Raw genomic sequence first — 23,261 nt, 5'->3', positions numbered from 1 at the left:
CGCGGCTGGTGGTCGAGGAGTGGAACGCGGAGATCTCGCTGCTCACCGGCATGTGCGCGGCGGAGATGATGCTCGGCTCCGGCCTCGGCATTCTGCGCACGGTGCCCGATCCGGAGCCCGCGACGGTGGCTGCGCTGCGCCGCTCGGCGGCCGAGCTGGGCGTGGAGTGGCCGGAGGATCTGCCGCCCGCGGAGGCGCTGGCCGGGCTGGACCCGGTGCGACCGGAGGCGCTGGCGGTGCACGTGGCCGCGACCCGGTTGCTGCGCGGAGCCGGTTACACCTCGTTCGAGCGCGGCGCACCGTCGAAACCGCGGCACGCCGGCATCGGAGCTCCTTACGCGCACGTCACCGCCCCGCTGCGGCGCCTGGTCGACCGCTACGGCGCGGAGGTCTGCCTCGCGGTCGACGCGGGCCGCGAGGTTCCGGAGTGGGTGCGTACGGCGCTGACCGCGCTGCCTTCGGCGATGGGCACTTCGGACCGGGTCGCCACCCAGGTGGACCGCGCGTGCCTGGCCCAGGCGCAGGCGTGGGCGTTGTCCGGCCGGGTCGGCACTGAGTTCCCGGCGACGGTGCTGCGCAGCGGTTCCGGTGATGCCGAGGTGTTCGTGCCGGATCCGCCGGTGATCGCGCGTTGCACGGGCGACGGGCTCGCGGAGGGCAAGCGGGTGCGGGTGCGCCTCACCGACGCCGATCCGGTGCGCCGCTCGGTCGCCTTCTCCGCGGCCTGAACCGGCGGTCGCGCCGGCTTCCGGCCCCAAGCCAGTTGATCTTCATCGCGCCGCGCATGGGACATTCGTCCGCAACACCCGCCTCGGCGGTTCAGTGTCGCGAAGCACAGCGGGCCGCTCTGGCGCTGCCGCGCCGGGGTGCGGATGGTGGGAGTGCAGCGTTGCGAGTTGATGACGAGGAGGCCCGTCGTGGCTGAGGAGTTGACCATCGGGGTGCTCGGCGGCACCGGCGCGCAGGGCAAGGGCCTGGCGATCCGCTGGGCGAGCGAGGGCAGGCGGGTCGTCATCGGTTCCCGCAAGGCGGAGCGGGCGCAGGAGGCCGCCGCGGAGATCGCCGAGACCTCCGGCGGTTCGGTGACCGGTGCGGACAACGCGACCTGCGCCGCCGACGCGGACATCGTCATCGCGGCGCTGCCGTGGGACGGCCACGAGGACACGCTGCGGTCGGTGCGGGAGCAGCTCGCCGGCAAGATCGTCGTCGATTGCGCGAACCCGCTCGGTTTCGACAAGAAGGGGCCGTACGCGCTGGACGTGCCCGAGGGCTCCGCTGCCCAGCAGGCGGAGGCGCTGCTGCCGGACTCGCGGGTCACCGCGGCGTTCCACCACGTTTCGGCGGTCACCCTGGCGGACCTGTCGGTCACGCATGTCGACCTGGACGTGCTGGTGCTCGGCGACGACCGGGAGGCGACCGACGTGGTGCGCGGTCTCGCGGACGCGATCCCCGGAGTGCGCGGCATCTACGGCGGCCGGTTGCGCAACGCGCGCCAGGTGGAGGCACTGACCGCCAACATCATCGCGATCAACCGCCGCTACAAGGCGCACGCCGGGCTGCGCATCACCGACGTGTGAGCCGCGGCAGCCGCCGGGCATCCTGCGGCCGGGAGGTGGTGGACATGGCCAAGAAGGTCGAGCAGTTGCCCGCGGAGGCCGATCGCTGGACCGACGACGAGCGGGAACGCGCCGAGCAGCTGCTCGACGGCCACGCGGTCGTGGTCAACGTCCGCAAGAGCGGCCCGCACAAGCACCTGGTGCCTTGGTTGCAGGACGAGGACCTGCTCAGCTACGTCGGCCATTCCGGCAACCGGCATTCCTGGCCCGCTTCGGACTTCGCCAGCCCGTTCATCAAGGAGGCGAAGTCGGACCGCGAGGCGATGGTGCGCCACTACGACCAGTGGCTGGACGAACAGCCGAACCTGCTCGAGCGCATCCGCAAGGGCGAACTCTCCGGCCGCGCCCTCGGCTGCTGGTGCGCCCCCAAGCCCTGCCACGCCGACGTCCTGGCCCACCGCGCCGGCTGATCCTTCTTCCGGAGCGAACGGCCTGTTGGTCCAATCCATTCGGACCAACGGTTCGCTGCGCAGGCGACCGCTCCCGGCGGATGACGTCCGCGCGTGTCGGGCCAACCCCGGCGGTTCCGGGTGAGCGGAACCTTCGCCTGATCTACGGTCCGTTCGCTCGGTACGTCCCCTCCGGGGAGTGGGAAAGGTCGTCGCGAAGCGGGGTCGGCTCCTAGGCTGGCGGTATGGCGACCGCGCAGTTCGGCAGTGAAACCTCCCGCGGCGGCGCGTGGGTGCGGCAGGCGAACCGGTTCACCGACCGCATCACCGCCGACGGCTCCTCCGGCAGGCCGGTGCAACCGGGCCGCTATCGGCTGATCGTGAGCCTGGCGTGCCCGTGGGCGCACCGCTCGGTGATCGTGCGCAGGCTGCTCGGCCTGCAGGACGCGATCTCGCTCGGCGTCGTCGATCCGCTGCGCGACGAGCGCGGCTGGCGGTTCACCCTCGACCCGCAGGGCCGCGACCCGGTCACCGGCCTGTCGTTCCTGTCCGAGGCGTACCTGGCGACCGACCCCGAGTTCAGCGGCCGCTACACCGTGCCCGCGATCGTCGACGTCGAATCCGGGCAGGTGGTCACCAACGACTACCCGCAGATCACGCTGGACTTCGCCACCGAGTGGGCCGAGCTGCACCAGCCCGGCGCTCCGGACCTCTACCCCGCGCACCTGCGCACGGAGATCGACGAGATCAACGCGGCGGTGTACCAGGACGTGAACAACGGCGTCTACCGATGCGGTTTCGCCACTTCGCAGCAGGCGTACGAGGAAGCTTTCGAGAAGCTGTTCAACCGCCTCGACGAGCTGTCCGACCGCCTGCAGAACCGCCGCTACCTGGTCGGCGAGCACATCACCGAGGCCGACGTGCGGCTGTTCACCACGCTGGTCCGCTTCGACGCCGTCTACCACGGGCACTTCAAGTGCAACCGGCACAAGCTCACCGAGCTTCCGGTGCTGTGGGCCTACGCGCGCGACCTGTTCCAGACGCCCGGGTTCGGCGAGACCGTGGACTTCGAGCACATCAAGCGGCACTACTACGGCACGCACGCGCAGATCAACCCGACCGGCATCATCCCCGCGGGCCCGGACCTGTCCGGCTGGCACACCCCGCACGGGCGCGAAGCCCTCGGCGGCTCGCCCTTCGGCTGATCACGGCAGCGCCGTGGGCGTCGCGGTGCTCGCGTGGCGCGTTCGGCGTGCACGGCTGGAAGTTCGTCCTCGCCGCTGCACGAACGAGCAGCGGACCCGCACTTGGATCACGTCCTCGCGGGGTGGCTATGATTACGTACCGCATGTTTTCGATCACGCTGCGGAATCGTGCGATAGCGGCCACGTGCGTTGCCACATGTCCCCGGAAGGCTGATCTTCGAGATGGGCAGAACCCGCGCCACCCTCGAGCGCCGGCAGCTCGGCGCCGAACTCCGCAGGCTCCGCGAAGCCGCCGAGAAGCAGCAGCAGGAGGTCGCGCGCGTCCTCGAATGCGACGTGAGCCAGGTCAGCCGCGTGGAAAGCGGCGACCGCTCGTTCAAGGTCCGCGAGATCGAAGCGCTGCTGGACCTCTACAGGGTGCCCGCCGCCGAGCGCGCGCAGATCACCGCGCTCGCCAGGATCGCGCGGCAGCGCCAGCCGCGCCGGATGTACTCCGATGCGATGCCCGGCGCGTTCCGGCGCCTCAGCGACCACGAACAGGACGCGACCGAGATCCTGTGCTCCGAGGGCGAACTCATCCCGGGGTTGTTGCAGACCGAGGATTATGCGCGAGCGGTGGTCGAGTTCGGCGGGCCGAGTGCTTTCAAACCGCACCAGGACGACGTCGAAGCCCGCGTCCAGTTCCGGATGGAGCGCAGCGAACTTCTCGCCAAGGCCGAACCGCCGCGGATGTGGTTCGTGATCGGCGAGGCGGCTCTGCGTCGCCCGGTCGGCGGAGAATCCGTACTCCGCGGCCAGCTCGCGCACCTGCTGGATTTGATCGAAGGGCACTCGCACGTCTTCGTGCAGGTTGCGCCATTGGCAGCAACGGACCATCCGCTGCTCGGATGCAATATCGAGATTCTTCGTTTCGGCGGGGTTGCCGCTGATGTCGCGCACCAGTCAACCTTCCTCGGAGGCGGCGCCTATCTCGTCGACGCTTCGGACGTGGACATGTGCTCGCACGCATTCGAAAAGCTGCGTGCCGTCGCGCTCGGCCTCGACGAATCTCGCGCCTTCGTCGCCCGGCAGGCAGAGGAGTTGGCAGATGCCCGCGTATGAGCGTGTGCAGGGCTGGTTCAAGAGCAGCTACAGCGGCACCTACAACAACAGCTGCGTGGAAGCTCGCCGCACCCCGCGCGGCATGGACGTCCGCGATTCCAAGGATCCGTCCGGCCCGCGGCTGAGCTTCGATTCCGCCGCATGGCGGCACTTTCTGGACCGGTTCATGCGCTGAGCCGGTCCGGATGTCCGATAGCGTGCCCACCGGCCGCGCCGCGGCCGGAGGGGAGGTGCGCCATGGGTTGGCGGAAAGCCGTTTTCGGCGCGGTGCTGAGCGCGGTGCTCGCGGTCGGCGGATGCAGTGTCCCTGCGGGCGGGCGCGAGGACGCGGCGCCGCCGGAAAACGCAGCGGGCCAACCGAACGATGCAACAGGGCAACCGGACGATGCAACGGTGCAGCCGAACGGCCCCACTGCGGGAAATCCCGCTCCGTCCAGATTGGACGAAGTGATCCGCCGCGGGGAGCTGCGGGTGTGCAGCACCGGCGACTACCGGCCCTTCACCTACCGCGCCCCGGACGGCACGTGGAGCGGTATCGACATCGACATGTCGCGCGACTTGGCGCAAGAACTGGGTGTACGCGCAACTATTGTGCCGACAACTTGGTCCGGTCTGAGTCGCGATTTCCAGCAGAACTGCGACATCGCCGCGGGCGGCGTGTCGGTGACCCTGAAGCGGGCGCGGGAGGCGTTCTTCAGCGAGCCCTACCTCGTCGACGGCAAGGCGCCGATCACGTTGTGCGCCAACGCATCCAGGTTCGGCGCGCTGGAGCGGATCGACCGGCCGGGTGTCCGCGCCGTGGTCAATCCCGGCGGCACCAACGAACAGTTCGCGCGGAAACATCTGCACCGCGCCGAGATCCAGCTGAACCCGGACAACAACCGGATCTTCGACGACATCCGCAGCGGCCGCGCCGATGTCATGCTCACCGACGCGACCGAGACGAAATGGCAGGCCAAGCAGCATCCGGAACTGTGCGCGGTGCACCCGGAGCGGCCGCTGAGCTTCAGCGAGAAGGCGTATCTGCTGCCGCGCGGCGACGTGGTCTTCCAGCAATTCGTGAACCAATGGCTGCACCTGCGCACGCACGACGGAACCTACGACCGCATCACCACGCCCTGGATCGGATGACCACCCGGTAACGATCCGCCAACCGAACCGTCCACATGGCACAACAATCTTCGGAACGCTCGCCGGCACACCTAGAATCACCCGCCGGTGTTCCCGCAGATCCGTTATTGAGTAGCATCGGCGAACCCGAGGGGTTGCCCGCGTGGTTCCGCTGTGGACGGTGCGCCGGAACAGGGGTCAGCCGGCTGACACCACCCACGCCCGGAACCCCTCGGCGCACCGCTAGCGCCAGCGGTGCGCCGGCCAGAGCCACCGACCGCGACGAGGACCTGATTCGATGTCCCCAACCACCCCCACCCAATCCGCGGCGAAACGCCGACATGCGGCTCGAACGCTGCTGGTAGTGCTGGTCTCCGCGGTCGTCACCGCCGGACTGTGCACCTGGGCCGCGTTAGCCGTGCCCGACTCGGCGAGCGTGCTGGTCGCGTGGAGCACCGGCGTCGCCGCCGTGCTGCTGACCGCCGCCGCCGGGCTCGCCGCATGGGGCCTGCAGACGGCTTCCTACTACCGCACCCGGGCCGAGAAGGCCGACGGTGCCGCGGGCAAGCTCGCCGACGAAACGCTGCCCGCGCTGGTCACCCGGCTCCGGTCCGGGTCCTCTGTGGACACTGCGCTCGCGGAGATCGAACACCCGCGCAATCCCGCCTTCCAGCGCATCCTGCGCACCCTCGGCCAGGAGATCGGGCACGGTGAACGCGCCCGTGCCGCGGCCATGCTCGCCTGCGCGAACGCCGCGGGCCGGATGCAGGCGCTGTCCACCGGGATGCTCGCCAGCCTGCGCGAGATGGAGGACCGGCACGAAGAATCCGTGCTCGGCGACCTGCTCGAACTCGACCACACCACCGCCCAGGCCGGCCGCCTCGCGGACAGCATCGCCGTGCTCACCGGTGCCCGCTCCGGGCGTCGCTGGACCAAACCGATCGTCATGGAAAGCGTGCTGCGCGGCGCTGTCGGCCGGATCGCCGCGTACAAGCGGGTGCGGCTGCACTCCACCAGCACCGCCGCGATCGTCGGCTACGCCGCGGAAGGCGTGATGCACGCGCTGGCCGAGGTGATGGACAACGCCACCAGCTTCTCGCCGCCGTCCGAGCTCGCGCACGTCTACGTCGAAGAAGTGCACTCCGGCATCGTCGTCACCGTCGAGGACGGCGGCCTGGTGATGAGCGAGGCCGCGATGAACCGCGCGGTGCACGCCGTCGGCCCCGAACCGCTGGACCTCACCACGCTCAACGGCACCCGGCTCGGGCTGGCCGTGGTCGGCTGCCTGGCGCGCAAGCACGGGCTCACCGTCTCGTTCCGGCCGTCCTCGCGCGGCGGGACCGGCGTGATCGTGATGATCCCGCGGAAACTGGTCACCCAGCCGCGCAAGCAGGACGAGCTGACCGTGCCGACCCGCTCGGTCGGCGCCGTCGGCAACCCGCAGCAGGCGGCGCAGGCCGCGCAATCCGCGCAGCCCGCAGCCGCAGGTTCCCGGCCGCCCGCCGCGACCGGCACCCTCACCCGCGACGAACGGCCCACCACCGAGCAACCCGCGGCCGAAGGCACGGAGGCGAACGTGCACGACCTGCCGAAACGGCGTCGCGGCGAAACCCTCGCCGCGACCTCGCCTGCGTTGTTGAACGACGAGACCGAATCCGCCGGCGACGCGACATCCGAGCTGCCCAAGCGGCCCCGCCCCAACCCCGGCGACCGCTTCGGCGCGTTCCGCCAGGCCAGCAACCGCCAGCCCGGCGACTCCGACGACGCGCGCTAGGGGATGAAGTTGATTGAGAGTGGTTTGCTTAGTGGGTTGCGTAGCGGAACCTCAGACGCCTTCTGGCTCCGGGATCTCATCCTTAAATAGCTCCCTACTCGGCGTCTGAGCTGTCCTCGCCAGAAGACGTCTGAGAACCCGCGGCGGTGCCGGCTGAGTCCCCCACCGCAAGCGGCTTCGCCGCTTACAAGACAACGGCTAGACCCCCACGAGCACACGAAGATTGGAGGTAGGGGCCGCCACCGCAGCGCCGGCTCCGACACTCATGACCGACCGCAATCTCGACTGGTTGCTGGAGAACCTCTTGGGGCGCACTCCGGGGACCAAGCACGCGCTGGTGCTGTCCAAGGACGGCCTGAAGGTCTGCCACTCGCCGGGCCTGTCCGTCGACCAGGCCGACCAGCTCGCCGCCATCGCCTCCGGCATCCAGAGCCTGTCCTACGGCGCATCCGTCGAATTCGGCGACGGCAGCGGCGGCGTCCGCCAGTCCATGAACGAGTTCCACGGCGGGCTGCTGTTCATCGTCGAGGCCGGTGAAGGCGCCCACCTGGCGGTGCTCGCCGAGGAGGACGCCGACGTCGGCGTGATCGGGCACAACATGAACGAACTGGTCGAGCAGATCGGGGAGTACCTCAGCGCGCCGCCCCGGCAAGCCCAGCCGAGCGGGTTGTCATGAGCCCGCGGCCCCTCGACAACGAAGACCCGGACCGGCTCTACACCGTCACCCAGGGCCGCAGCAGCGTCGACGAGGACTCGCTGGACCTGGTCACGCTGATCGTCAGCGAGTGCGACCCGTCCCCGGGGATGCAGTCCGAGCACGTCCGCATCCTGCAGCTGTGCCAGCAGCCGATGGCGGTCGTGGAGGTCTCCTCGCACCTGGGAATGCCGGTCGGCGTGGTGAAGATCCTGCTGTGCGACCTGCTGGACACCAACCGGATCACCGCCCGGCACCCGTCGTCCGCGTCGAAGAAGAAGGCGCAACTGCCCGATCCCGACATCTTGAAGCAGGTTCTCGTTGGACTCCACAACCTCTGAGCACACCCGCGCACCGCTGCGCAGCACCGCCAACGACGGCCTGAAGATCGTCATCGTCGGCGGTTTCGGGGTCGGCAAGACCACCATGGTCCGGTCGGTGAGCGAAATCCGGCCGCTGAGCACCGAAGAGACCATGACCCAGGCCAGCCTCGGCATCGACGACGCCAGCGGGGTGCAGGACAAGACCACCACCACCGTGGCGTTCGACTTCGGCCGGATCAGCCTGGACGCGAAGCGGGTGCTGTACCTGTTCGGCGCTCCCGGCCAGCAGCGGTTCTGGTTCCTCTGGGACCGGTTGTTCTCCGGCACGCTCGGCGCGGTCGTGCTGGTCGACACCCGCAGGCTGGAGGACTCCTGGTACGCGATCGACCGGCTGGAGCACCACGGGATGCCGTTCATCGTGGCGCGCAACAAGTTCGGCGATCAGGAGCACAGCCTGGACAGCGTGCGCGACGCGCTGTCGCTGCCCGAAGGCGTGCCGCTGATCGACTGCGACGCGCGGGCCCGCGACTCCAGCAAGCAGGTGCTGATCACGCTGGTCAACCACCTGTACGCGTTGTCGACGGCCACCCAGGAGGCCATGTCATGACCGAGCCCGTCGCCCGGCAGGCCCACCGCCGAGGACGGGGCGGGCCGGCCGGGCGAGGACGGCACCGCGGCCGGCGCGGAAGCGCGGGCCGGCCGCCCGAGTTCAGCTCGGGTTGAGCGCGCGGCGGATGCCGACTCCCGTCGCCGGCGGCAGCGGCGGCGCTCCGGCCTGTCTGCCGGGCACCGTCGAGCCGGCGTCGCCTGCCGACATCCGAACGCGCAGGCCCTCCGCAGCACCGGACCCCGACAGCACGGTGTTGCGAACCGGGCACGGCACGCCCTTCCAGTCCACGGAAATCCGGGAGTTCCCACCCCCATGACGAACCCTTCGGCCGACGAACAGATCTGGCCTCCGGCCACCGGCACCGACCCCGAACAGTGCCCGGTGCAAAACGGTTCCATCCCCCTCTACGGGCCGCGGTTCCAGCAGGACCCGGCCAGGCTCTACCGCGAAATGCGCAACCAGTACGGCCCGGTGGCGCCGATCGAGCTGGAAGGCGGGCTGCCCGCCTGGCTGGTGCTCGGCTACCGCGAGATCCACCAGGTCGAGACGAACCCCGAGTTGTTCGCCCGGGACACCCGGCGCTGGAACAGCTGGGACCGGGTCCCGGACAACTGGTCGCTGCTGCCGTTCGTCGGCTACCAGCCGTCGCTGATGTTCACCGAAGGCGCCGAGCACCAGCGCCGCACCGGCGCGATCGGGGAAGCGCTGGACGCGATGGACCAGTTCGAGCTGCGCCAGCTGTGCGAAGGGGTCGCCGACCGGCTGATCGACGGTTTCGCGGGCAGCGGCTCGGCGGACCTGATGAGCCAGTTCGCCCACCCGATGCCGCTGTACGTGATGGCGCGGCTGTTCGGGCTGTCCGAGGCCGAGGCCGCGCCGCTGATGCAGGACCTCACCGACACCGTCGCCAGCGATGACGGCGTCGCCGCGCACCAGCGCATCAACGACCGCATGGTGCGCCTGGTCGAGCGCAAGCGGGAGTGGCCCGGCCCGGACGTGCCGTCCCGCCTGCTGGCGCACTCCGCGGGGATGACCGCCGACGAGATCGTGCAGGACCTGCTGGTGGTGCTCACCGCCGCGCAGCAGCCGGTGGCGTACTGGATCGGCAACGCGCTGCGGCTGATGCTCACCGAGGAGCGGTTCGCGATCACCCTGGCGGGCGGGCGCCGCAGCGTGGGCCAGGCGCTCAACGAGGTGCTGTGGGAGGACACCCCCACGCAGAACTTCATCGGCCGGTTCGCCAGCCGCGACACCCAGCTCGGCGGCCACCGCATCCAGACCGGCGACATGCTGGTGCTCGGTTTCGCCGGTGCCAACACCGACCCGCAGGTGCGCCCGGACGCCTACTCCGACTCGGTGGGCAACCACGCGCACATGTCGTTCGGGCACGGTGAGCACGGCTGCCCGCACCCGGGGCCGGAGATCGGTGCGGAGATCGCCCGCACCGCCATCGAGGTGCTGCTGGACCGGCTGCCCGACGTCGACCTGGCGATCGAGCCGGACGATCTGATGTGGCTGCCTTCGGTGTGGATGCGCGGGCTGGCGGCGCTGCCGGTCGAGTTCAGCGCGGGCAACGTCGCCGGGTGAGGCGCCGGCCGCGTCCGGCGCCTGCGCTCCCTCGGCCCAGCGTTATGCGGGCGTGAATCGGACCGGGACGGACACCGGGCCGCGGGTGAACACCCCGTGGTCCGCCGGTTCGTGGTCCGGTTCCAGTTCGGCGTTCGGCATCGCGTCCAGCAGGTGGTTGATCCCGACGTCGATCTCGGTCTTGGCCAGCAGCGCGCCGACGCAGAAGTGCCTGCCGAGCGCGAACGCCAGGTGGTCGGCGGCGGCGGTGAACGCGGTGCGCGCTGGCAGGTCCTCGCGGAAGATGTTGAAGCTCTCCGGCTCGGTGTAGTGCCGGTCGTCCCGGTTCGCCGCCCCGATCAGGCAGGTGAGGGTGCTGCCCGCGGGCACGACGCCGCCGGAGAGCTCCACGTCCTCGGCGGGCTGGCGCATGATCATGTGCACCGGCGGGGAGAACCGCAGCGACTCGGCGAACGCCTGCGGGATCAGCTCGCGGTCTCGCTGCACCGCCGCGTACTGCTCCGGGTTCTGCAGCAGGTCCCGGAACATGCTGGCGATGGCCTTGTCCGTGGTCTCCCCACCGGCGGCCAGCAGCAGGCTGCAGAACGCCTTGATGTCCTCGTCGCTCATCCGCGTGCCGTCGATCTCGGCGGTGCACAGCGTGGAGAGCAGGTCGTCGCCCAGGTTCTCCCTGCGGTGCTGGATCATCGGGATCATGTACTCGGCGAATTCCTCGCGGGTGCGCAGGCCGGCCGCGGCGACCTCTTCGTCCTGGCTGAGGTTGCCGAGGAACGCGATGATCGAGGTGTACCAGCCGCGGAACCGGACGCGATCTTCCTCCGGCAGGCCCAGCATGTCCGCGATCACGTTGATCGGGAAGCGGGTCGCGTACTGGCTGACCAGGTCGACCCGGCCGGTCCCGCGGAATTCGTCGACCAGCGCGCGGGAATTGCGCTCGATCACCGGCAGGAACTTCTGCTGCAACTCGCTGCCGCGGAACGCGGGCGCGACCAGCGCGCGCCGCACGGCGTGCTCGCGCCCGTCCAGTTGCAGGATCGTGCGGCCGTGCACCGGTTCGAGCTGCCAGTCGTAGTTCTGCGTGGTGAACACGGGTTCGCGGAAAGCGCGTTTCACGTCGTCGTAGCGGGAGATGATGTAGCTCTGCGTCGGCTCGTGCCAAAGAAGCGGATATTCGTCCCGCAGGATCTGATACGACGGGTACGGGCAGGCGTGGAACTCCGGCGAAAGGATGTCCGGGGCTTCGCTGGGCGGGGCCGTCATGCTGCTCCCTCTATGGTGCGGTGCGAAACCTGATCAGGCTAAGCAGGCTCGCAGAACAGCGTCCAGTAGTGGATCTTGAAATGGCCCGGAGGGCGCAGCGCACTGCGCCGATCGGGATCCTGATACCCCTCCTTCGCTGCGCGCGGTCACCGCCGGATGGTCCCGCTGATGATCAGCTCCGCGCGCGGGCCCGACCCGAACCGGTTCACCGGTGCCCCGCGCTGCGGCCGCCCGGCGGCTGCCACCGCCCAGCGCTGTGACTTCCGTCGTCGAGCCCTCCGGATGCCGCGCGGACCGTGCGACGCTGGCGGTGCAAGACGTTCTCCAACGCCCAGGGACCCGCTCGGCGGGCCTTGAGGAAAAAGGACGGTCGACGATGACTGCTGCACATTCGCCCGGTGAGATCGCGGCGCCCTACGGCACCGGCCCGGCGCGGCGCCGCACGCGGATCCACCACCTGCAACAGCTCAAGGAGCGCGGCGAGAACTGGCCGATGCTCACCTCCTACGACATGTACACGGCGCGGATCTTCGACCAGGCCGGGATTCCGGTGCTGCTGGTCGGCGACTCGGCGGCGAACAACGTCTACGGCTACGAGTCCTCGCTACCGGTGACCGTGGACGAACTGCTGCCGCTGGTCCGCGCGGTGACCGGAGCCGCCGAGCACGCGCTGGTCGTGGCCGACCTGCCGTTCGGCTCCTACCAGGCATCGCCGGAGCAGGCGCTGGCCACCGCGAGCCGGTTCATGAAGGAAGGCCGCGCGCACGCGGTCAAGCTCGAAGGCGGCAGGCGCTACGCGCCGCAGGTCGAAGCGCTGGTCGCGGCCGGCATCCCGGTGATGGGCCACCTCGGTTTCACCCCGCAGAGCGAGCACGGGCTCGGCGGGTACCGGGTGCAGGGCCGCGGCGACCAGGCGGACGAACTGCTCGCGGACGCCGAGGCGCTGCAGGAGGCGGGCGCGTTCGCGGTGGTGCTGGAGATGGTTCCCGCCGAGTCGGCCAAGCGGCTCACCGCCGAGCTGCGGGTGCCGACCGTGGGCATCGGAGCCGGCCCGGACACCGACGCGCAGGTGCTGGTGTGGACCGACATGGCCGGGATGAACACCGGGCGCACCGCCCGGTTCGTGAAGCGCTACGCCGACCTCGGCGGCCAGCTCGCCGACGCCGCGTCCCGCTACGCCGACGACGTCCGCAACGGTTCCTTCCCGGCCCCGGAGCACTCCTTCCACTGACCGGCACGGCTGCACAAGCCGTTGCCGACACGCCCGCACACCACCCGAACGCACCGCTCCCGATGGGAGTGAGCGGACCGTTCGCCGCAAGAACGGTCGTGCCGTCTCGGCTGAGCCGAGGCGGCCTCGGGTGGTGTGTTCCGGGTTCAAGCGCCGTCCGACGGTGCCGAGACGGCGGGATCGAAACCCATCGGCGCAGTGCTCGAACGCGCCGAGTCCGAGTGCTCGATGGCAAACTGTTTCCGCAGGCCAGCGCTGCGGGGAAGGATCACGAAAGGTCGCCGTCGGCGCCGCCGCGTCCTTAAAGTCGAGGAATGGCAACCGATCCCACCACGCCGGACGCCGCTGCTGGGCTGGGCCCGAGCGTCATCGCGAACGAGTCGACCACACCGATCCTGCCGTGCGTGTCCGTGGAAGAAACGAAGAACTTCTACGAATGCCTGGGATTTCGCACCACCTACGAGCAGCACCGGCCGTACCGCTACCTGGTCGTCGCCTTCAGCGGATTCGAACTGCACTTCCGGAAGGCCCCGCGCGGCATCGACCCGGCCGATGAGGACGGCGGCGCGGCCATCGTGTTCGTGGACGCCGTCGCCCCGTACTACGCGGCCTTCGTGGCGGCGATGCAGGCCGCGCACGGCAAGATCCTCGCGAAGGGCCTGCCCAGGATCACCAGGCTGCGTCCCGGAGCCTCCAGGTTCAGCCTCTTCGACCCGTCGGGCAACAACATCGTCCTCGTCCGGCGCGACGAGCCTGTTGAACTGGAGTACGGCGGGTCTGCGACATTGACGGGCCTGGCCAAGGCGCTGGACAACGCGCGCATCTACAGCGAGTTCAAAAGCGACGACCGCGCCGCCTTCCGTCATCTCAAATCCGCATTGCGCATGCATCGCGACGATGCCCCGGCCGTGGACCGAGCACTCGCCATCGCAACACTGCTGACGCTCGCGGTCGCACTCGACGACGAGCGCGAAGCTCCTGCGCTGCGCCACGAGCTGGCCGGCATCTCGCTCACCCGGGCCGAACAGCAGCGGGTCGACGCCGCGCTCGCCGAGGTCGACGATGCTCGCGCGTTCGGGGACGAGCCCGCGCCGGGATGAGCTGCCGCGGTCCGCGCCCGACACACCCGGAGCTCACCGCACCGGGGATCGGAGTCGGCCACGTAGTCGTGCGGACTCCCGCCGCGAACGTCAGGGGCGGCTCTCCCGCCAGCGGTTGGTCATCGGCAGGCGGCGGTCCCGGCCGAACGCCTTCAACGTGATCTTCGTGCCTGGCGGGTACTGCCGCCGCTTGTACTCGGCCCGGTCCACGAGCTGGATCACCCGCTCCACCAGCTCCGCGTCGAACCCCTCGGAAACCAGGTCCGCGTACCCCAGATCGCCTTCCACGTAGCCGCTGAGCACCACGTCCAGCACCTCGTACGGCGGCAGCGAGTCCTGATCGACCTGGCCCGGCCGCAGCTCCGCCGACGGCTCCTTGCTGATCGAGTTCTCCGGGATCGGCGGCACCTCGCCGAGCTTTTCCGCCTCCGCGTTGCGCCACCGCGCCAGCTCCCACACCAGCGTCTTCGGCACGTCCTTGATCGGCGCGAAACCGCCGACCGCGTCGCCGTAGATGGTGGAGTAGCCGACCGCGAGCTCGGTCTTGTTGCCCGGCGCCAGCACCAGGTGCCCGTGCTGGTTCGACATCGCCATCAACGTCACGCCGCGGGCGCGGGCCTGCACGTTCTCCTCGGCCAGCCCGGTCAGCCCGAGCGGCTGCACGAACGCCGCCACCTTGTCGGCGACCGGCACCTCCTCGAAGTGGCAGCCCAGCCGCCGCGCCAGGTCCGCGGCGTCCGACTTGGAGTGCTCCGAGGAGTAGTGCGAAGGCATCGAAACGCCGTAGAGCCGGTCCGGCCCGATCGCGTCCGCGGCCAAGGCCGCGCACAACGCCGAGTCGATCCCGCCGGAGAACCCGAACGTCACCGACCGGAAACCGTTCTTGTGCACGTAGTCCCGCAGCCCGGTCACCAGCGCCGCCCACACCTCGGCCGCGTCGGACAGCGGCTCGGCGGGCCGCGGAGCGGGCAGCGGCTCGTAGGCGGGCAGCGGATCCGGCGCCAGCACCGTGCGGCTCACGTCGAACGCGGGCATCCGGATCGGTCCCGGCTCGTCGGGGACCGTCGTCGAGGTGTGGCCGCCCGCGGCCAGGTCCACGTCCAGCACCGTCAAGTGCTCGGTGAACTGCGGCGCCCGCGCCAGCACCTCGCCCGCGGCGTCCACCACGATCGAATCGCCGTCGAAGACCAGCTCGTCCTGCGCGCCCACCATGTTCACGTAGGCGACCGGCGCGTCCGCCTCCGCGGCCCGGCGGGCTACCAGCGGCAGCCGCACGTCGTCCTTCGCGCGCTCGTACGGCGAGGCGTTCACGCACACCACCAGATCCACGCCCACCTGGCCCAGCGCGGCCACCGGCCCGCCGTTCTGCCAGATGTCCTCGCAGATCACCACGCCGACGTCCAGGCCGTGCAGCTTCACGATCGGCAGATCGAAGCCCGGCGCGAAGTACCGCGCCTCGTCGAAAACGCCGTAGTTCGGCAGGTGGTACTTGTCGTAGGTCGCCACGACCTCGCCGCCGTGCAGCAGCGACGCGGAGTTGCGCACCCCTTCGTCGTCGCGGTCCAGGTGCCCGACCACGACCAGCGCGTCACCGCACCCGGCTTCGCGCAGCCGCACCGCCAGCGCCTCCACCTCGGCGCGGTTCGCCGCGGCGAACGATTTGCGCAGCGCCAGGTCCTCCACCGGGTAGCCGGCCAGCACCGTCTCCGGGAAGGCCACCACGTGGGCGCCTTCCTGCACGGCCTTGCGGGTCCACTCCAGGACCATCGCGCTGTTCCCGGAAATGTCCCCGACCGTCGCGTTGACCTGGGCGAGAGCGAGTCGCAACTGCGGCATGGCGCAATCTTCGCGCACCAGCTCCGCGCTGGCCCACCGCCCGTGACGAACTCGACGCCGTGCGCGTGACACCATCCCCCGGATGAGTCGCCTGCTGCCCGCCATTTGCGCACTGCTGCTGCTCAGCGGCGCCGCCGCCTGTGGACCTTCCGAGGGACCCGAACTAGCGCCGCGGACGCAGCACAGCGGTCCGGCCGGGCCGGTGCCCGCCGGGCTGGAGCAGTACTACGGCCAGGAACTCGCCTGGGGGCCCTGCACCGAGTACGCCACCAGCAGCAGCGACCGCAGCGCCTACCAGGACCGCACGCTCGAATGCGCGCGCCTGCGCGTGCCGCTGGACTACAAGCAACCGCAGGGCAAGCAGGTCACCATCGGCGTGCTGCGCAAACCGGCCACCGACCAGGACTCCCGGATCGGCTCGCTCATGGTCAACCCGGGCGGGCCCGGTGCCTCCGGGATGAGCTCGGCCGCCAGCCTGGCCGGCACCGTGCGCAGCAACGACCTCGGCGAGCGGTTCGACCTCGTCGGTTTCGACCCGCGCGGCATCGGCGCCAGCGAGCCCGACGTCCAGTGCCTCAACGGCCCGGAGCAGGACGCCGACCGCCTGGGTTCCGGCTCCGACGGCTCCGGCTCCGGCGTGGCGCAGACCGCGCAGGAAGTGCGCGACTACACCGACAAGTGCGTGCAGCGCACCGGCGCGGACGTGCTCGCGCACGTCGGCACCCGCGACGTGGTCAAGGACATGGACGTGCTGCGCTCCGCGCTCGGCGACCCGAAGCTGAACTACCTCGGCTACTCCTACGGCACCCGCATCGGCTCCGAATACGCCGAGCAGTTCCCCGCGAACGTGCGCTCGATGATCCTGGACGGCGCGATCGACCCGACCCAGAACCCGATCGACTCGCAGGTCGCCCAAGGCGACGGTTTCCAGCGCGCGTTCGACTCGTTCGCGCACTGGTGCGCCGGGGAGGACGACTGCGCGCTGGGCACCGACCCGGCGCAGGCGGTCGGCGAGTTCCAACGCCTCACCCGCCCGCTGCTGGAAAACCCCGCGCCGTCCGGTGACCGGCAGCTGTCCTACAGCGACGCCACCACCGCCACGATCCAGGCGCTGTACGCGCAGAGCCTCTGGCCCGCGCTGAACACCGGGCTCCAGCAGCTCAAGCAGGGCAACGGGAGCCTGCTGCTGTCGCTGGCCGACTCCTACTCCGGGCGCGAACCGGACGGCTCCTACACCAACGTCACCGATGCGTTCAACGCCGTGCGCTGCGTCGACGACCAGCGGATCACCGATCCCGCGGTGCTGCGCGAAGCCGACCGCCGCTACCGCGAGGCGGCACCGTTCCTGGACGACGGCCGTCCGGCGGGCAGCGACACCGACAGCTGCGCGTTCTGGCCGGTGCCGGTGACCGGCGAGGCGGAGCAGCCGAAGGTGCAGGGCCTGCCGCCGACCCTGACGATCTCCACCACCGGCGATCCGGCCACGCCGTACCAGGCCGGGGTGAACCTGGCCAAGGCGCTGCACGGGCGGCTGCTGACCTACGAAGGCACCCAGCACACCGCCTTCCTGCAGGGCGACAGCTGCGTCGACGAGGCCGGGATCGAGTACCTCACCGAACTCGAACTGCCCGCGGAAGGCACCCGGTGCGGCTGACCCCGCGAGCAACATCCGGTCACGCCGCGTGCACGAATCCCGCGGTGACCCGGCCGCAACACGCACGGCCGGACGCTGCGCCGGGGCCAGGATTTAGGCTGCCAGCATGAACCGGCAGCAGGAGTTCGTGCTCCGCACCCTGGAGGAACGTGACATCCGCTTCGTGCGGCTGTGGTTCACCGACGTCCTCGGCATCCTGAAATCGGTGGCGATCTCGCCCGCCGAGCTGGAAGGGGCCTTCAACGAGGGCATCGGGTTCGACGGCTCGGCCGTCGAAGGGTTCTCGCGCATCTACGAGTCGGACATGGTCGCCAAACCCGACCCGACGACCTTCCAGGTGCTGCCCTGGGAAACCCCGGACGGCGAGCACTACTCGGCGCGGATGTTCTGCGACATCGCGATGCCCGACGGGTCGCCGTGCTGGGCCGACCCGCGGCACGTGCTGCGCCGGACCCTGTCCAAGGCCACCGAAGCCGGGTTCACCTGCTACGTGCACCCGGAGATCGAGTTCTTCCTGCTGAAGAACAAGCCGACCGACGGTTCCGAACCGCTGCCCGCCGACTCGGGCGGCTACTTCGACCAGGCCAGCCACGACGCGGCCCCGCACTTCCGGCGCAACGCCATCGAGACGCTGGAGCAGATGGGCATCTCGGTGGAATTCAGCCACCACGAGGGCGCGCCCGGCCAGCAGGAGATCGACCTGCGCTACGCCGACGCGCTGACCATGGCCGACAACGTGATGACCTTCCGGTACACGGTCAAGGAGGTCGCGCTGACCCAGGGCGTGCAGGCGTCGTTCATGCCCAAGCCGTTCAGCGCGCAGCCCGGTTCCGGGATGCACACCCACTTCAGCCTGTTCGAAGGCGACCAGAACGCCTTCTACCACGCGGAGAACCCGTACGAGCTGTCCGACACCGGCCGCGCGTTCGTGGCCGGGATCCTCACGCACGCCCGCGAGATCAGCGCCGTGACCAACCAGTGGGTCAACTCCTACAAGCGGCTGATCGTCGGCGGTGAGGCGCCGACCGCGGTCTGCTGGGGGCATGCGAACCGCTCCGCGCTGGTGCGGGTGCCGATGTACTCGCCGGGCAAGTCCTCGTCGCGCCGGGTGGAGGTGCGCAGCCTCGACGCGGCGTGCAACCCGTACCTGGCGTACGCGGTGACTCTCGCCGCCGGCCTGCAGGGCGTGCAGAAGGGCTACGAGCTCTCGCCCGCCACCGAGGACGACGTGTGGTCGCTGACCGAGGGCGAGCGCAAGGCCGCCGGGTACGACAGCCTGCCGCAGAACCTCAACGAGGCCCTGGCCGAGATGGAGAACTCCGAGCTGGTCGCCGAAGCGCTCGGCGAGCACGTCTTCGACTTCTTCCTGCGCAACAAGCGCGAGGAGTGGAACAACTACCGCAGCCGCGTCACGCCGTACGAGCTGCAGAGCCTCATGCCGATGCTGTGATCGTCCGGTGCGTGCGCCATCCCGCGCCCGGGGTATCCCGCCCGGCACCACGCCGCCGGGGATCACGCTGTCGGCGCACGCACCGCGGGGCGATAGGTTCGGCCCGTGACTGATTCGCAGGCGCACCCCGAGCCCTCCGGTGGTCCCGACCCCGAAGCAACGTCCGACCTGCTGGAGCACCGGTCGGACGAGCCGCAGTGGCCCGCCGAGAACCCCGACGAGGCCGAAGCGTCCGCAGGCGGCTTCGCAGAACCCGCGGGCGACGCCGAGCAGGCACTCCTGGTCGGATGCACGGTCGCAGGCCCGAGCCAGCTGCCCGCCGCCCGCGTGCTCGGGCAGTCCGTCCTGCGCAACCACCCGGGTGCGCGGTTCGTCGTGCTGGCCCTCGAGGACTCGGCGGACATGCCCGGCGAGGTCGTCCCGCCGCACCGGGTCGGGATCGCCGCGGACGAGTTCGCCCGGCTCGCCATGGCGTGCACGGCCGAGCAGCTGCGCGCGGTGCTGCGCCCGAGGTTGCTGCAGCACCTGCTCGCCTCCGGTGCGACCGTGCTGTACCTGGAACCGTCGGTGCAGGTCTTCAACGAATTCGACGACCTGCTGCGGGAACTGACCCCGGACCGACCGGTCGCGCTGGTGCCGCGGGTGCTGCGCACGCTCTACGCGGACGGGTTCCGCCCGAGCGCCACGGATCTCGCCGATTGCGGTCCGTTCGATCCCGGCGTGCTCGCGGTTCGCCCCGGCGCCGAGGACTTCCTCAACGCTTGGTCCGACCAGGTCCGCGCCGACCCGACCGTCGGGATGCTGCTGGACAGCGCCCCGGCGCTGGTCGACCACCTGGTGCTGCGGGATCCGGGCGTGGGCCTGTCGGTGTGGAACGCGGCGCAGCGCGAATTGATCACGACCGGCGACGGGGATCACGCGGTGGACGGCTCGCTGCTGCGCAGCGTGCACTTCGACGGCTTCCAGCCGCAGCGGCCGTGGCTGCTGTCGACGCACTACGCGGATCGACCGCGGGTGCTGCTGTCCGAGCACCCGGTGCTGGCGGGGCTCTGCGCGAGCTACCGCAACGCGCTGGTCGAAGCCGGCTACACCCGGGAACAGCCACATCCCTACGACGCGCTGCCGGACGGCACACCGCTGCCGGACGCGCTGCGCCGCGACTACCTCGACGCTTGGCAGCGCGATGCGGCACCGGCCAGCCCCTTCCAGTCCGGCGACGCCGCGCGGGAATTCCTCGGCTGGGCCTGCGAACCGGCTGACGAGCAGCAGCGCGGGCACGGCGGCTCGCGCTGGACGGCCGCGGGGTGGCGCGACGATCCGGTGTTGCGCAAGGACTACCCGGACCCGTTCGGCGCGGACGCGGACGCGTTCCACGACTGGTGCGCGGGCGTCGGGGTGGCCAGCGGTCGCGTACCGGAAGCCGCCGTTCGGCGGCTCGGCGACACCGAGCGCTCCGCACTGGTCGACCAGCTCGGAGTCGCCGTGCTCGGTTCCGGGCGCACCGCGGAACTGGTGCGCGCCGCGGTGCGCGCCTCCGGCCTGCCCTCCGCCGACACGCCGTACTACCCGGTCGTGCTCCGCTGCGAACCCGGCCTCGCGGTGCCCGCCGGGCGCCACCTGATCGACGTGCATCCCGACACGACCACCGAATCGGTCGAAACCTGGGTGCTTTCCGAGGCCACCCGGCAGGAGGCGCGGCGGGCAGGCGGTCCGGCCGCGCGGGTCGTGTCGCTACCGGTGCTCGATCCCGGCCCAGTCGACCTGCCGACCCGCAAGGGCGCCCGCGCCCGCTACGGGCTCTCCGAGGAGTTCGTGATCGGCGCGTTCGCCGATCACGCCGACGAGCACCGCGACAACGTGCTCGGCCTGGTGACCGCGTTCCTCGCGGCTTTCCCGGACCGCGACGACAGCTGCCTGCTGATCGCCGTCACCGGCGCGGCCGAGCACCCCGAAGCAGCCGAGCGCCTCCGGCTGGCGACCGTGTCCGATCCCCGCATCCGGCTGGTGGAGGACGAGATCGGTGCCGGAGTGCTGCTCGCCGCCTCCGACTGCGTCTGCTCGCTGCACCGCGCCGAGGGCGGCGACGCTTACGCGATGCGGTTGCTCGACGTGGCCGCGCACGGCGTGCCGGTGATCAGCGGCGATTACGGCGCGGTCAGCGAACTCCTGGGCGCCCGCGGCGCCAAACTGGTGCCTTGCCGAGACCAGGGCGAGCCGGACATCGACGCCGCGTCCGCGATGCTCCGCGCGGCCGCGGACGACCCGGAAGGCACCGCCGAATTCGGGCTCTCCGCCCGAGACCACCTGTTGGCCGAGCACAACGTCGGCGATGCCGCCGCGCGGCTCCGCGAACACGTCGAGCACGCCTACCGCAACTGGCGCACCAAGTGGGCCAAGGACCGCCACGGGGACCTCGACGACCCGCTGCACCCGCTGCTGGCGGCTCGGCACGCGCTGCACCGCGCACCCGATGTCGGCGCGGGCGGTGGACGCAACGCCGTCGCTCCGGCGCTGCGCAAGGCCGTGCTGCGGATGCTCAGCCACTACGACGAGCACATCCGGGACGTGATGCGCTCACTGGTCGACGGCGTCGAGAAGACCGCCGCCGAGCTGCTGCGCCGCCAGTACGACGCCGACGGGGGAGGGGCCGAGCTCGACCTGCTGCGCGCCGACCTCAGCCGCATCGACCAGCGCCACGACCGCCTCGACGAACGCTTGACCAGCATCGACGACGGGATGGTCCGTGCGCGGGCGGACCTCGCCGACCAGCACCGCAGGCTGCGCGAGCTGGAAGGCGCCGGTTCCGCGGATGCCGGCTCGGACCGCACCGAGAACCTGGCGCAACGTCTGGACACCCTCACGGGTGCGGTGGAGCGAACCCTCGACCGCATCGACGCGCTGGAACGCGACCGCGCCGAACCGGCCCGCGACCAGGAGCTCGAAACCGGCCTGCGCTCTGCTTCGCACGACGCCGCCTACGCTTTGCACCGCACTGACGTGCTGCAACGCATCCTGCTGCGCGAGCACGAACGCAACACGGGAACCGGGGACGGCAGCAGCGCCCCGGTCCTCTGCGACGCCGGCCTGCTGCGCCTGCCCGCCGACGACAGCTTGATGTTGCCCTGGCTGTCCTCGCACGCGACTTGGGACGCCGAGGTCTCCGGCCTGATCGATTCCCTGCTGGAACCCGACGGGATCTTCGTCGACATCGGCGCGTACGTCGGCTACCAGACCGTCCGGGTGCTCAGCAGGCTCGGCAACAGCGGCGCCGTGGTCGCCGTCGAACCCTCCGCGGCCGGCCGCGAGCTGCTGCAGCACAACGTCGAGATGAACGTGCCGACCGCGACGGGACACCGCCTGGTCACCATCGCGGACGCGGCCTGGGACGCCCCGGGTGACCTGGTGGCCGAAGAGTCCTTGGCCGGCGGCATCGCGGTCCGCCCGCCCGGGGAGTCCGATCCGGCGGAAGTGCAGACCGTCCCGGGCGTCCGCCTGGACCGCGAACTGGAGAACAACGCCGAACTGGAAGGCCGCAAGCTTTCCGTCGTGCACGTCGACGTCGGCGCCCGGGCGCACCGGGTGCTCGGCGGACTGGTCCGCCTGCTGCGTCGCGACCGCCCCTCGATCGTGTGCACGTTCACGCCCTCCGGCATCCAGGAACTCGGCGACGACCCGGCGACCGCCCTGCGGGAGTTCGGCACCTGGGGCTACGAGCTGGTCCCGGTAGGCCGTACCCAGCCCGTCTCCGCCGCGGAGCTGCTGGAGGCGATCGACGCGGCTGGCGCCACCAGCACGGTCAAGCTCTGGCTCCGACCCAAGAGCAAACCCCAAGCCGGATGAACACCCACGCTGTCAAGCGTCCGACCAGGCGATTTGACTTTCACGGAGGGTGTGCGTAACTTCTTCCGGGTCGTACGGAGCGCCGGACGGAACAGGACGCAAGAGCCTGGCGAGGACGGCGGAAGACGGCAGCATCCGGGAGCTGATCCCGGACGCGCCGACCGGGACGAGCGGGTTTGACACCGCGAAGCGCACCGGGTAACGTACACAAGTCGCCAAGTTGCGGAGACGCTCAACAGCGGTTTCAGTGCTTGGCAGTGGACAACTCCAGACGGGTCGAAGGATCGGCCGGCCAGGGCGCGGGTGACCGTGAGGTGACCCCCCTGAAAACGGCGGGGTTCGGGCCTGCTAGAGTTTGAAACATCAGCAAGACGAAGAGATGACTCCCCGGGGTTTTGGTGCCTGGTTGGTGCTGGGGTTCTGGTGTGGGTGTGTTCTTTGAGAACTCAACAGCGTGCCGATGATGGTGAGTGGTAGTACT

At 70.5% G+C, this 23,261-nt stretch carries 18 protein-coding genes and 1 pseudogene; 17 read left to right on the top strand and 2 right to left on the bottom strand.

Annotated features, from left to right (window positions below; all coding sequences use genetic code 11):
• The 12 genes and pseudogenes from IJH84_RS11580 to IJH84_RS11525 form a co-directional block, all read left to right on the top strand.
• A pseudogene (locus IJH84_RS11580) lies at positions 1-728 on the top strand (RNB domain-containing ribonuclease); the annotation flags it as partial.
• Between the two features lie 189 nt (positions 729-917).
• A complete protein-coding gene (gene npdG / locus IJH84_RS11575) occupies positions 918-1,577 on the top strand; it encodes an NADPH-dependent F420 reductase (protein ID WP_295143849.1) in 660 nt (219 codons plus the stop codon).
• Positions 1,578-1,621: 44 nt separating this feature from the next.
• Positions 1,622-2,026: a DUF4326 domain-containing protein gene (locus IJH84_RS11570; protein WP_200071113.1), complete on the top strand. Its 405-nt coding sequence runs from the start codon at positions 1,622-1,624 to the stop codon at positions 2,024-2,026.
• Positions 2,027-2,250: 224 nt separating this feature from the next.
• Positions 2,251-3,210: a glutathione S-transferase family protein gene (locus IJH84_RS11565; protein ID WP_200071114.1), complete on the top strand. Its 960-nt coding sequence runs from the start codon at positions 2,251-2,253 to the stop codon at positions 3,208-3,210.
• 222 nt (positions 3,211-3,432) lie between these two features.
• Entirely contained in the window at positions 3,433-4,311 is an 879-nt protein-coding gene (locus IJH84_RS11560) for a helix-turn-helix transcriptional regulator (protein WP_295143842.1), read from the top strand.
• The gene (locus IJH84_RS11555) at positions 4,298-4,486 is read left to right on the top strand and encodes a DUF397 domain-containing protein (RefSeq protein WP_200071116.1); all 189 of its coding nucleotides are present in this window, start codon (positions 4,298-4,300) and stop codon (positions 4,484-4,486) included. The genes IJH84_RS11560 and IJH84_RS11555 overlap by 14 nt, the downstream gene beginning before the upstream one ends.
• 218 nt (positions 4,487-4,704) lie before the next feature.
• Positions 4,705-5,442 carry a transporter substrate-binding domain-containing protein gene (locus IJH84_RS11550; protein WP_295143839.1) on the top strand — a complete coding sequence of 246 codons (738 nt, stop codon included), beginning with the start codon at positions 4,705-4,707 and terminating at the stop codon, positions 5,440-5,442.
• 277 nt (positions 5,443-5,719) lie between these two features.
• On the top strand, positions 5,720-7,195 hold the full coding sequence (locus tag IJH84_RS11545) for an ATP-binding protein (protein WP_295143836.1): 1,476 nt from the start codon (positions 5,720-5,722) through the stop codon (positions 7,193-7,195).
• Between the two features lie 265 nt (positions 7,196-7,460).
• Positions 7,461-7,871, top strand: a complete 411-nt coding sequence (locus IJH84_RS11540; protein WP_200071119.1) for a roadblock/LC7 domain-containing protein — start codon at positions 7,461-7,463, stop codon at positions 7,869-7,871.
• Positions 7,868-8,230: a DUF742 domain-containing protein gene (locus IJH84_RS11535; protein ID WP_200071120.1), complete on the top strand. Its 363-nt coding sequence runs from the start codon at positions 7,868-7,870 to the stop codon at positions 8,228-8,230. Before IJH84_RS11540 ends, IJH84_RS11535 begins: the two co-directional genes overlap by 4 nt.
• Positions 8,211-8,819 (top strand): ATP/GTP-binding protein, encoded by a 609-nt coding sequence (locus IJH84_RS11530; RefSeq protein WP_200071121.1) that lies wholly within the window; start codon positions 8,211-8,213, stop codon positions 8,817-8,819. The genes IJH84_RS11535 and IJH84_RS11530 overlap by 20 nt, the downstream gene beginning before the upstream one ends.
• A gap of 315 nt (positions 8,820-9,134) precedes the next feature.
• Positions 9,135-10,409: a cytochrome P450 gene (locus IJH84_RS11525; protein ID WP_295143830.1), complete on the top strand. Its 1,275-nt coding sequence runs from the start codon at positions 9,135-9,137 to the stop codon at positions 10,407-10,409.
• Positions 10,410-10,451: 42 nt separating this feature from the next.
• Here the strand turns inward: IJH84_RS11525 and IJH84_RS11520 are convergent, their stop codons facing one another.
• Complete coding sequence (locus IJH84_RS11520) at positions 10,452-11,669, bottom strand: cytochrome P450 (protein WP_295143827.1); 1,218 nt, start codon at positions 11,667-11,669, stop codon at positions 10,452-10,454.
• Between the two features lie 376 nt (positions 11,670-12,045).
• Here IJH84_RS11520 and panB point away from each other — a divergent pair, with 376 nt between their 5' ends.
• Positions 12,046-12,900, top strand: coding sequence for a 3-methyl-2-oxobutanoate hydroxymethyltransferase (gene panB / locus IJH84_RS11515; RefSeq protein ID WP_295143824.1), 855 nt, complete (start codon positions 12,046-12,048; stop codon positions 12,898-12,900).
• Between the two features lie 314 nt (positions 12,901-13,214).
• The gene (locus IJH84_RS11510) at positions 13,215-14,000 is read left to right on the top strand and encodes a glyoxalase (protein ID WP_295143821.1); all 786 of its coding nucleotides are present in this window, start codon (positions 13,215-13,217) and stop codon (positions 13,998-14,000) included.
• A 90-nt stretch (positions 14,001-14,090) separates the two neighbouring features.
• Here the strand turns inward: IJH84_RS11510 and IJH84_RS11505 are convergent, their stop codons facing one another.
• Complete coding sequence (locus IJH84_RS11505; protein WP_295143817.1) at positions 14,091-15,836, bottom strand: NAD+ synthase; 1,746 nt, start codon at positions 15,834-15,836, stop codon at positions 14,091-14,093.
• 82 nt (positions 15,837-15,918) lie between these two features.
• Between IJH84_RS11505 and IJH84_RS11500 the strand changes: the two genes are divergently transcribed.
• From IJH84_RS11500 to IJH84_RS11490, 3 genes are all read left to right on the top strand, one after another.
• The gene (locus IJH84_RS11500) at positions 15,919-17,490 is read left to right on the top strand and encodes an alpha/beta hydrolase (protein ID WP_295143813.1); all 1,572 of its coding nucleotides are present in this window, start codon (positions 15,919-15,921) and stop codon (positions 17,488-17,490) included.
• Between the two features lie 106 nt (positions 17,491-17,596).
• Positions 17,597-18,940, top strand: a complete 1,344-nt coding sequence (glnA, locus tag IJH84_RS11495) for a type I glutamate--ammonia ligase (RefSeq protein ID WP_295143810.1) — start codon at positions 17,597-17,599, stop codon at positions 18,938-18,940.
• A 105-nt stretch (positions 18,941-19,045) separates the two neighbouring features.
• Entirely contained in the window at positions 19,046-22,780 is a 3,735-nt protein-coding gene (locus IJH84_RS11490; RefSeq protein ID WP_295143808.1) for an FkbM family methyltransferase, read from the top strand.
• The last annotated feature ends 481 nt before the right edge of the window (positions 22,781-23,261 follow it).

It is taken from the genome of Saccharopolyspora sp. (assembly GCF_017434145.1).
Lineage (GTDB): Bacteria > Actinomycetota > Actinomycetes > Mycobacteriales > Pseudonocardiaceae > Saccharopolyspora_C > Saccharopolyspora_C galaxeae.
This window is presented reverse-complemented; position numbering and strand designations above follow the sequence as displayed.

Coding starts and splice junctions, on each gene's coding strand:
- IJH84_RS11555 (WP_200071116.1), top strand. CDS start 4,298: ATGCCCGCGTATGAGCGTGTGCAGGGCTGGTTCAAGAGCAGCTACAGC.
- IJH84_RS11525 (WP_295143830.1), top strand. CDS start 9,135: ATGACGAACCCTTCGGCCGACGAACAGATCTGGCCTCCGGCCACCGGC.
- IJH84_RS11500 (WP_295143813.1), top strand. CDS start 15,919: ATGAGTCGCCTGCTGCCCGCCATTTGCGCACTGCTGCTGCTCAGCGGC.
- IJH84_RS11520 (WP_295143827.1), bottom strand. CDS start 11,669: ATGACGGCCCCGCCCAGCGAAGCCCCGGACATCCTTTCGCCGGAGTTC.
- IJH84_RS11505 (WP_295143817.1), bottom strand. CDS start 15,836: ATGCCGCAGTTGCGACTCGCTCTCGCCCAGGTCAACGCGACGGTCGGG.
- panB (WP_295143824.1), top strand. CDS start 12,046: ATGACTGCTGCACATTCGCCCGGTGAGATCGCGGCGCCCTACGGCACC.
- IJH84_RS11545 (WP_295143836.1), top strand. CDS start 5,720: ATGTCCCCAACCACCCCCACCCAATCCGCGGCGAAACGCCGACATGCG.
- glnA (WP_295143810.1), top strand. CDS start 17,597: ATGAACCGGCAGCAGGAGTTCGTGCTCCGCACCCTGGAGGAACGTGAC.
- IJH84_RS11560 (WP_295143842.1), top strand. CDS start 3,433: ATGGGCAGAACCCGCGCCACCCTCGAGCGCCGGCAGCTCGGCGCCGAA.
- IJH84_RS11565 (WP_200071114.1), top strand. CDS start 2,251: ATGGCGACCGCGCAGTTCGGCAGTGAAACCTCCCGCGGCGGCGCGTGG.
- IJH84_RS11570 (WP_200071113.1), top strand. CDS start 1,622: ATGGCCAAGAAGGTCGAGCAGTTGCCCGCGGAGGCCGATCGCTGGACC.
- IJH84_RS11535 (WP_200071120.1), top strand. CDS start 7,868: ATGAGCCCGCGGCCCCTCGACAACGAAGACCCGGACCGGCTCTACACC.
- IJH84_RS11540 (WP_200071119.1), top strand. CDS start 7,461: ATGACCGACCGCAATCTCGACTGGTTGCTGGAGAACCTCTTGGGGCGC.
- IJH84_RS11510 (WP_295143821.1), top strand. CDS start 13,215: ATGGCAACCGATCCCACCACGCCGGACGCCGCTGCTGGGCTGGGCCCG.